The organism is Gemmatimonadaceae bacterium, assembly GCA_036496605.1.
GTDB lineage: Bacteria > Gemmatimonadota > Gemmatimonadetes > Gemmatimonadales > Gemmatimonadaceae > AG2.
Genome location: DASXKV010000014.1, coordinates 79,374 through 88,492, shown reverse-complemented (window position 1 = coordinate 88,492; position 9,119 = coordinate 79,374). Strand labels below are relative to the sequence as shown.

General features: G+C 62.2%; 8 protein-coding genes. All 8 read left to right on the top strand.

Translation table 11 applies throughout. The features are described from left to right. The first annotated feature begins 74 nt into the window (after positions 1-74). The 8 genes from ald to hisS all read left to right on the top strand — a co-directional run bounded on the left by ald (position 75) and on the right by hisS (position 9,106). Entirely contained in the window at positions 75-1,190 is a 1,116-nt protein-coding gene (ald, locus tag VGH98_05620; GenBank protein ID HEY2375434.1) for an alanine dehydrogenase, read from the top strand. Between the two features lie 242 nt (positions 1,191-1,432). After that, positions 1,433-2,470: a rod shape-determining protein gene (locus VGH98_05615; protein ID HEY2375433.1), complete on the top strand. Its 1,038-nt coding sequence runs from the start codon at positions 1,433-1,435 to the stop codon at positions 2,468-2,470. A gap of 16 nt (positions 2,471-2,486) precedes the next feature. Continuing rightward, a complete protein-coding gene (gene mreC, locus VGH98_05610; GenBank protein HEY2375432.1) occupies positions 2,487-3,692 on the top strand; it encodes a rod shape-determining protein MreC in 1,206 nt (401 codons plus the stop codon). Beyond that, the gene (mreD, locus tag VGH98_05605) at positions 3,692-4,177 is read left to right on the top strand and encodes a rod shape-determining protein MreD (protein ID HEY2375431.1); all 486 of its coding nucleotides are present in this window, start codon (positions 3,692-3,694) and stop codon (positions 4,175-4,177) included. Before mreC ends, mreD begins: the two co-directional genes overlap by 1 nt. Then, entirely contained in the window at positions 4,174-5,430 is a 1,257-nt protein-coding gene (rodA, locus tag VGH98_05600) for a rod shape-determining protein RodA (protein HEY2375430.1), read from the top strand. The genes mreD and rodA overlap by 4 nt, the downstream gene beginning before the upstream one ends. A gap of 155 nt (positions 5,431-5,585) precedes the next feature. Next, positions 5,586-6,452, top strand: a complete 867-nt coding sequence (gene accD, locus VGH98_05595; protein HEY2375429.1) for an acetyl-CoA carboxylase, carboxyltransferase subunit beta — start codon at positions 5,586-5,588, stop codon at positions 6,450-6,452. Continuing rightward, a complete protein-coding gene (locus tag VGH98_05590) occupies positions 6,437-7,774 on the top strand; it encodes a folylpolyglutamate synthase/dihydrofolate synthase family protein (GenBank protein HEY2375428.1) in 1,338 nt (445 codons plus the stop codon). Before accD ends, VGH98_05590 begins: the two co-directional genes overlap by 16 nt. 9 nt (positions 7,775-7,783) lie before the next feature. Continuing rightward, positions 7,784-9,106, top strand: coding sequence for a histidine--tRNA ligase (hisS, locus tag VGH98_05585; protein HEY2375427.1), 1,323 nt, complete (start codon positions 7,784-7,786; stop codon positions 9,104-9,106). Positions 9,107-9,119: the final 13 nt, after the last annotated feature.

The window sequence follows — 9,119 nt, the reverse complement described above, 5'->3', positions numbered from 1 at the left end:
CCGTGCATCCGTCCAACCCGCAGCTTGACCCCGCATCCTGACCCTGCATCCTGCCCCTGCCTCGAACTCTTCCTATGAAAATCGGCGTTCCGAAGGAAATCAAGACGAACGAAAATCGCGTGAGCCTTGTCCCCGCCGGCGCCGAAGCGCTGGTAGCCGCCGGCCACTCCGTCCTCGTGGAAACGGGCGCCGGCATCGGCAGCGGGTTTACGGACGACCAGTATACGTCCGCCGGCGCGAAGATCGCCCCGAATGCCGATGCGACGTGGGCCGGCGCCGACATGATCATGAAGGTGAAAGAGCCGATCGAGCCCGAGTGGAAGCACATTCGTCGCGCGCAGGTCGTGTTCACATACTTTCATTTCGCGGCCGATGAGCGACTGACGAAGGCGCACATGGACACGGGCGGTGTCTGTATCGCCTACGAGACGGTCGAGCTGCCGACGCGCGAGCTGCCACTGCTCACGCCGATGTCCGAGGTCGCGGGTCGAATGGCGGTGCAGGAGGGGGCCAAGTATCTCGAGAAACTGTATGGCGGACGCGGCGTGTTGCTGGGCGGCGTCCCGGGCGTTTCGCCGGCGAAGGTCGTCATTCTGGGCGGCGGCATCGTTGGCATCAACGCCGCGAAAATCGCCGCGGGAATGGGCGCGAAGGTAACGATCCTCGACCTGTCACTCGAGCGGCTACGCTATCTGTCGGACGTGATGCCGGCCAACGTCGTCCTCATTCACTCGAACCGGCATAACATTCTTTCCGAGGTCGAGACGGCCGATCTCGTGGTTGGCGCCGTGCTGATCCCGGGGGCGAAGGCGCCGAAGCTGATTCGTCGTGACGATCTCTCGAAAATGCAGCCCGGGTCGGTGATCGTGGACGTCGCGATCGATCAGGGCGGTTGCGTCGAAACGATGAAGCCGACGACCCACGAGAACCCAACATATGTCGTCGATGGTGTGATCCACTACGGCGTCGCCAATATGCCCGGCGGCGTACCGCGCACGTCGACGTTGGCGCTCACGAACGCAACGCTGCCGTACGCGATGCAGCTTGCGAACAAGGGTTGGAAGAAAGCGTTGCGTGATAATCCGGCGCTGCTCAGAGGTCTCAACATCGCGGAGGGCAAGGTCACGTATGCTGCAGTCGCCGATGCGTTCGGCCTCCCGTTCACCGAGCCGACGAAGTTTCTCGATTGATGACGTTGAGCCTTCGCGACGCTACAAATCATCGGAGGGTTACGAGAGTCTCGCCTGCGCGTCTTGGACAATGCCGCTGGTCGGATCGTGTGACGAACCTCACCGATGTGCTGGCATCGTAGGTTGCGTCAGGCCAACGCCTTGTACGGTCTCTCCCGCTCGACTACCTTAACGCTTCTCCCTCCCTCACTCACGGTTCGATCGCTCCGCCGCGGCCGAGTGACGACTGAACGGACGACTGGATGCGCTGGCCCTTCTTCAAAGCGGGATCGCTTTTCCCCGCGAATGCGATCGGTGTCGACCTCGGCACAGCGAACACACTTATCTACGTCAAAGGCGAAGGCATCGTATTGAACGAGCCTTCGGTCGTCGCCATTGACCGGGAGTCGAAGAAGATCAAAGGCGTCGGTCTCGAGGCGAAGCGCATGCTCGGCCGAACGCCCGACGGCGTCATTGCCGTGCGGCCGATGAAAGACGGCGTCATCGCCGACTTCGACGTGACCGAAAAAATGCTCCGTTATTTTCTCACCCTGATCATCGAGAACCACTTTTTCAAAGTGAAACCTCGGGTGATCGTGTGTGTACCGTCTGGTATCACCGAGGTGGAGAAGCGTGCGGTGCGCGATTCGGCGTTAGGCGCCGGAGCCAAGGAAGTCTTCATGGTGGCCGAGCCGATGGCGGCGGCGATCGGCGTCGGGCTACCGGTCGAGACGCCAACCGGCAACATGGTGATAGACATTGGTGGGGGCACGACCGAGATCGCAGTGATCGCGCTGTCCGGTATCGTTAGCGATACGTCGATTCGGGTGGGCGGTGACGAGCTGGACACCTCGATTGTTCAGTTCATGCGCAAGAATTACAACTTGCTCATCGGCGAACCTACGGCAGAGCAGATCAAGATTCAGATCGGATCGGCGGCGCCGGTCGGCGAGGAGCGAGAGATGGAGGTCAAGGGGCGCGATCTCGTCTCCGGCATTCCGAAGACCGTGCGCGTCCATTCGAGCGAGATTCGTGAGGCGATTCAGGAGCCGGTACAGGCAATCGTCGACGCCGTGCGACGTGCGCTCGAGATCACGCCGCCCGAGCTCGCCAGCGACATCGTCGATCGGGGTATCGTTATGACGGGCGGCGGCGCCCTCATCCGAGGTCTCGATCTCCTTCTCAGCCAGGAAACCAGTCTGCCTATCCACGTCGATGAGGATCCGCTCACGTGCGTTGTGCGCGGCACGGGTCGAATCCTCGATGACGAGGAGAAGTACTGGTCGGTCCTGAGCACCTGAGAGAGAGGGAGGGGCGGTGGCGCGCGCCACGCGATTGAGTAGTCGCATCGATTTTCTGCTGTTCATCGGCTGCCTCATTGCGGCGGCCGTCGCGCTCGTGCTGCCGCTGCAGATGCGAGACCCGCTGGCCGAGTTGTTGCGCCGTTCAGTCGTCGCCCCACTCGTCAACCTGCAGAGCAACGCCGAGCGTTGGCACGCGGCGTGGCAGTTGAGCGAAGAGCGAACCGCACGGCTGGACTCGGCGGTCATGCGCGGCTTCAATGCCGTTGCGCTGCAGAGCGAAAATGAAGAACTGCGAAAGCTGCTCGGCCTGGGCGCGCGGTTGCGCACCGGCTTCGTTCCCGCCGAGGCCGTGCACAACGCGGTGCGCGAGGACATTGTCACGACGCTCACATTGACGGCCGGCACGCGTGCCGGAATCAAGGTATATAGCCCTGTCGTCTCGCCGGACGGTGTGGTCGGTCTCGTGCAAACCGCCGATCCGACGATCAGTATCGCCATACTCTTCTCGCACCCCGATTTCCGGGCGAGTGCGATGTCGGGGGACGGCACCTCGTTCGGCATCGTCTATCCCCACCTTCAGCAGACCCTCGGAAGCAGCAGCGAATACTTGCTCGAGCTGCGTGGAGTACCTTTCCGCACCACGCTTCCAGCCGGCACGATGATCTATACCTCGGGACTCGGCGGCACCTTCCCACGCGGCATACCGATCGGCTCCGTTCTGCGCGAGCTCAAGACCGCGGAAGGATGGACGCGAACCTACTTACTTCAGCCATCGGTGAATCCCGCGAAAGTGAATTCCGTGATGGTGCTGACGCAGCAACGCTCGCCCCAGAAGATGGACAACGTGTGGCAGATGGTCGCTCGCGTCGATTCCGCAACGCGGAGCATCGCGAATTCCGGCGACTCACTCGTTCGCCGCGCCGCCGCGGACTCTAGTCGCCGCGTGGCGGCCGATTCGCTGCGCAAAGTGGCGGCGACGCACCCCGGAACGGATTCGTCGGCTCGCGCCGATTCCGCGAAGCGGAATGCTGCGGCTGAGACGGACAGCGCCGCCCGCGCGCGCGCGCAAAGCGACTCCGCTCGCGCCGCACGGGCCGCACGTCGTGAGGCGGCACGCCGCGACTCCATTCGTCGCGATTCCATGCGTCGTGACTCGATTCGCCGCGATTCCATTCGACGCGACACTACTCGTCGCGACACTACGACGCACAGACCCTGATGAGCTGGAACGCAGTACGAACGGCGGTCATCTGCGCGATCCTGATCGTGCTGCACTACACGGTGCGTCCGCTGCTCGCGTGGAACACGTCGATCGACTTTCTGATCATCGCGCTGATGTTCGGCGCCGTGAGAATGCGACCCGGACTGGCGGCGCTTTTCGGCTTTGCGCTCGGTCTCGTCTCGGACTCGCTCTCACCAGGCGCGTTTGGCGCCGCCGCGCTCGGTATGTCCATTGTTGGATTCGGAGCATCCTGGCTCAAAGCCGTTTTCTTCGCCGATAATCTGCCCTTGAATGGTTTCTTCATTTTTCTCGGCAAGTGGACCTTTGATTTGATTTTTGTCGTCGTCGGCCATCGCATGCACGGCGCAGAGCTGCTCATGCAGATCGTGGTGTGGTCCTCGCTTTCCGCGGCGATAACAGCGGTCGCTGGCGTGCTCGCGATAGCCTTGCTGCGTCCGTTGATGGAGGTTCGCACCGCATGACGACGCGCAGAATCAACGTCGATTGGCCGCTGGTGCTGATCGCACTTGCGCTATCGATCTTCGGAATCGCGACCGTCTACTCCGCCGGCCAGACCGATGCTCCGACGTACGTCAGCCGAGCATACCGCGCACAGATCGTCTGGTTTGTTCTCTCTATTTGCGCGGCGTACGCGATCAGCCGCGCCAGCGTGCGATTGATCGAGTGGTTGACGGTCCCGCTCTACTGGTTCTCGATCTTCCTGCTCATCATCGTCCTGATTCCGGGTTTTGGCTCGGGCGCTGGAACTGCCGCGAGCGTGAAGGGCTGGTTGACCATCGCCGGACATCGACTCGGGCAGCCCTCGGAATTCGCGAAGCTCGCGGTCGTGATGATGCTCGCGCTCGTGCTCTCGAAGAATCGCGACGCGCCGAAGTCGATGCTTGATCTGTGGAGGCCAGGTCTCATCGTCGGAATCCCTTGGGTGCTGATCATGAAGCAGCCCGACCTCGGCACCGGCATCGTCTTCGTCGGCATCTTTTTCGGGATGCTCTTCTGGGCGGGCGTGGAGTGGCGGTTGCTCGTGTTGATTGCCAGCCCCGTGGTGAGTCTGATCCTCGCATTCAGTACGAGCGTGTGGGCCTCATGGTTCTGTCTCTTCGTCGCGCTATTGATCTGGTACAAGCCGTACGTCCTCGAAGGCGTTATTCTCGCGACAGCAAACGTCTTCATGGGTGTCGTCGCTCCGATTCTGTGGGAGCGACTGCAACCGTATCAGCAGAACAGATTGCGCGTCTTCCTCGATCCCTCGATCGATCCGCGACGATCGGGTTATCACGTCATTCAATCGCAGGTCGCGATTGGATCGGGAGGCTGGTTCGGCAAGGGCTACCTGCAAGGACCACAGAAGCGACTCGCGTTCCTTCCCGCGCAGCATACGGACTTCATCTGGGCCGTCGTCGGTGAGGAGTTGGGCTTCATTGGCGTGACACTCGGCATCGTACTCTTCCTCGCGCTTTTCCTGCGCGTCGTGCGCATTGCCGAGCGCGCGAACGATTCGTTCAGCAGCCTCATTGCATTTGGACTGCTGTCCAGTTGGCTCGTGCACGTGCTCGAGAACATCGGCATGACGATCAATCTCATGCCCATTACCGGCATCCCGCTGCCGTTCTTCAGCTATGGCGGGTCGTTCATGCTCGCGAGTTGGCTCGCGATCGGAATCCTCGTGCGGATCTCCAGCGAGGGCCGCGGAAGAACGGGACAGGTTGGGATGTAGCTAGCCTGTTGTCGTCCTGAGGAGCGCAGCGACGAAGGATCCAACGTCCGTTGTTGGAAGCCCGCCACTCGCAACGGAACCTAGATCCTTCGCTGTGGTCAGGATGACATCGGTTCCCCCTACCCACGCTTGCCCGGCCGGTACACTTTTCGGGCATGGCCGCCTGGTTCAAGAAAGAGAAAAAGCCTCGTCAACCTCGTCGAGATCGCCTCGAGATTCCCGCGGACGTCTGGGAAAAGTGCGAGGCGTGCGGGCATACGGACATTCGTGAGAAGTTCGAGCGCAACTTCAACGTTTGTCCGAGCTGCGATTACCATCGGCGAATTCGCGCGCACGAGTACTGCACACTGCTGCTCGATGACGGCACGATGGAGGAGCTCGAGGTCGATCTTCGCTCCGCTGATCCGCTCTCGTTCCCCGAGTACCCGCAGCGCCTCAAGAAAGCATTGTCCAATGCGGGCGACGCGGATGCGCTGCTTGCCTGCGATGGCACGCTCGACGGACTCCCGGTCAACATCGGCGTCATGGATTTCGCCTTCATGGGCGGCTCGATGGGATCAGTCGTCGGGGAGAAAATCGCGCGCCTCGCTCAGCGATCGCTCGAGCGCAAATTCCCGCTCATCGTGATCTCGGCATCGGGTGGTGCGCGCATGCAGGAAGGCGTACTGTCGCTGATGCAAATGGCGAAGGTCTCTGCCGTGCTTGCGATGCTTGCTGAACGGCGTATTCCGTACATCTCGATTCTCACAAATCCGACGACTGGTGGCGTGAGCGCGAGTTACGCGATGCTCGGCGACGCCATACTCGCCGAACCGGGCGCGGTGATCGGCTTCGCCGGCCCGCGCGTCATCAAGCAGACACTTGGCCAGGATCTTCCGGACGGATTTCAGACGTCGGAGTTCCTGCTCGATCACGGGATGCTCGATTCCGTCGTGCATCGGCGAAATCTCAAGCGCACAGTCGGCCAGCTGCTGCGCCACATGTCAGGGCGCCCTGCGGCAACGGGGTGGGCTGCGTCCTGACGACTGCACCAACGCCGGTATCGCTGCCGGCGCGCGACGCTGAAGACGCGCGCTACGTTCAGGCCAGCGAGTACCTCTTCGCCCGCACAACCGGGCCGTTCAAGTTCGGACTCGAGCGAACGATCGCGCTTCTCGACGCGCTCAATGATCCGCATCGGTCCTTTCCGTCGATTCACATTGCTGGAACGAACGGGAAGGGTAGCAGCGTCGCTACCGTGGAGGCCTTGCTTCGCGCGAAGGGAATGCGCGTTGGTACGTACACGTCGCCACACCTCGTGGATTTTCGCGAGCGCATCGTCGTGGACGGCGAGTGGATTTCAGCAGACGAAGTGATAGCATTTGTCGATCACTGGACGCCGCTGGTCGAATCGATCGGCGCCACCTTTTTTGAGGCGACGACGGCGCTCGCCTTTGCGCATTTTGCAAGGGCACAGGTCGACGTTGCCGTGATCGAAACGGGGCTCGGGGGTCGCCTCGACGCGACGAATGTGCTGGATCCGATTGTTGCGGGCGTGACAACGATCGACTTTGATCACACCGACTACCTCGGCGACACGCTCGAGCAGATCGCCGCCGAGAAAGCCGGCATCTACAAGACTGGTCGAGCAGCAGTCGTCGGCGAGAGCGATCGATCGCTGCGACAGGTGCTCGCACGCGACGCACGCAAGGCGGGTGCGGCTCCCGTGCGGATCGTGGCCGAGGAATGCGCCATCGGCGGCCTCGGAATCGGTCCGTTCGGAACAACGTTCGAGCTCGAGGCGCTTGGCTCCGGCGCTCGCCTGACGACACCACTCGCCGGCAGACACCAAGCCGAGAACGTGGCATTCGCACTCATACTTCTCGACGCGGCCGGAGCGCCTTACGCTACGACTCTCGAGGAGGCGTCGCGGTCTTTGGAAACCGTCCGCGTCGCCGGCCGCTTTCAGCGCGAGGGCCGCTACATCTTCGACGTCGCGCACAACGCGGAAGGCGCGCTCGTCCTTGCCGAGACACTCTCAGCTGTCCAGCTGGAGTCGCCGGTGGTGGCTTTGTTTGCCGTTCTCGCCGACAAAGACTGGCGCGCGATGCTTCGAAATCTCGCCCCTCACTTGTCGTGCTTTGTCTGCACGCTTGCCCCGAGCGCTCCGACAAATCGCATCTGGGATCTCGACGAGGTGAAGCGCTTCGCCGATGCGCAGTCGATCGCCGCCGAAGTCGTCGCTGACTTCGACGCCGCGCTTGCGCGAGCGTCGACGCTTGGGAACACGATGCTCGTCACTGGATCATTTCACACCGTCGGTGACGCGATGGCTCGCTTGCAGCTATCTCCCAAGTCCCGGTAGTTTGTACGGATGGCTCAAGGCGCCCTGCCCGGCTTTCGCGATTTCTATCCCGCCGAGTTCGCCCAGCGCGCTTACATCGCGCGCATTTGGCGCGAGGTCGCGCGACGGTATGCTTTCGTCGAGTACGACGGCCCACCGCTCGAAGCGCTCGAGCTGTACACGAAGAAGAGTGGTGACGAAATAGTCGGACAGTTGTACAACTTTACCGACAAGGGCGGCCGCGAGGTCGCGCTGCGCCCAGAGATGACGCCAACGCTCGCGCGCATGGTGGCGGCCAAGGCGAACGCGCTGCGGAAGCCGGTGCGGTGGTTCTCGCTGCCGCAGCTGTTTCGGTACGAGCGTCAACAGAAGGGACGACTGCGCGAACACTTTCAACTCAACGTCGACATCATCGGCGAGAAGGATGTCACTGCCGACGCCGAGCTGCTTGCCGTCGCGATCGACGTGATGCGCGAGTGCGGTTTGTCGCCGGACGATGTCCGCGCGCGCGTCAGCGATCGCCGGCTTCTGCGTGCCTTGCTGGAGCGTCTCGGCGTGGGAGAAGAGAGACTGGGTGATGTGTTCGGCGTGATCGACAAGATCGAGCGCCAGCCGCGCGAAGTATCGGCGGAGAAACTTGCGGCGTTGAAAATGACACCGGAGTCGCGCGACGCGCTGTTTCACCTCATGGATGGCGTGACGCTCGACGCGCTGCGTGCCGCGTACGGCGACACGCCGGCCGTTGCCGAACGGATCGCCGAGCTCGAAAGGTATTACGCGTATTTGCAAGATCTCGGCGTTGCCGATTGGGTGCAGCTCGACCTCTCGATCGTGCGAGGTCTTGCGTATTACACCGGCATCGTGTTCGAGCTGTTCGATGCGCGGGGAGAATTTCGCGCGATCTGTGGCGGCGGGCGCTATGACAACTTGCTCAAGTCGCTCGGCGGCACGGATCTGCCCGCGCTCGGCTTCGGCATGGGAGACGTCGTCCTCGGCGAGTTGCTGCGCGCGCGCGGCTTCAGCGATGCGCCCATGGAGGAGCCTGATTTCTGGGTTGCCGCCGCGGAGAGCGGCGATCTCCGTGACGTGATGCGCGCTGCCACGGCGTTGCGCCGCGCTGGTGGTGCAGCCGAGTACGCGCTGCGCACACAAACGATCAGCAAGCAGCGAAAAGCCGCTTCCTCGGCGGGCGCGACGTATTTCGTAACCGTCGGCCAGGATGGCAGTATTGGACTCGATGAGGTGCAACCGGTCGAAGGCGCCAGCGCGAGTCTCATCGAACGATTCACGCAGATGCCAAAGACGCTCGCGAGTCTCGTGAGCCTCGTCCGCGATTCAAAGACACTTGCTTAGCTCTACGATCCAG

What these genes read in the sequence shown, in the direction of transcription:
- rodA (HEY2375430.1), top strand. Translation starts at nt 4,174, where the DNA reads ATGACGACGCGCAGAATCAACGTCGATTGGCCGCTGGTGCTGATCGCA.
- VGH98_05615 (HEY2375433.1), top strand. Translation starts at nt 1,433, where the DNA reads ATGCGCTGGCCCTTCTTCAAAGCGGGATCGCTTTTCCCCGCGAATGCG.
- hisS (HEY2375427.1), top strand. Translation starts at nt 7,784, where the DNA reads ATGGCTCAAGGCGCCCTGCCCGGCTTTCGCGATTTCTATCCCGCCGAG.
- mreD (HEY2375431.1), top strand. Translation starts at nt 3,692, where the DNA reads ATGAGCTGGAACGCAGTACGAACGGCGGTCATCTGCGCGATCCTGATC.
- ald (HEY2375434.1), top strand. Translation starts at nt 75, where the DNA reads ATGAAAATCGGCGTTCCGAAGGAAATCAAGACGAACGAAAATCGCGTG.
- accD (HEY2375429.1), top strand. Translation starts at nt 5,586, where the DNA reads ATGGCCGCCTGGTTCAAGAAAGAGAAAAAGCCTCGTCAACCTCGTCGA.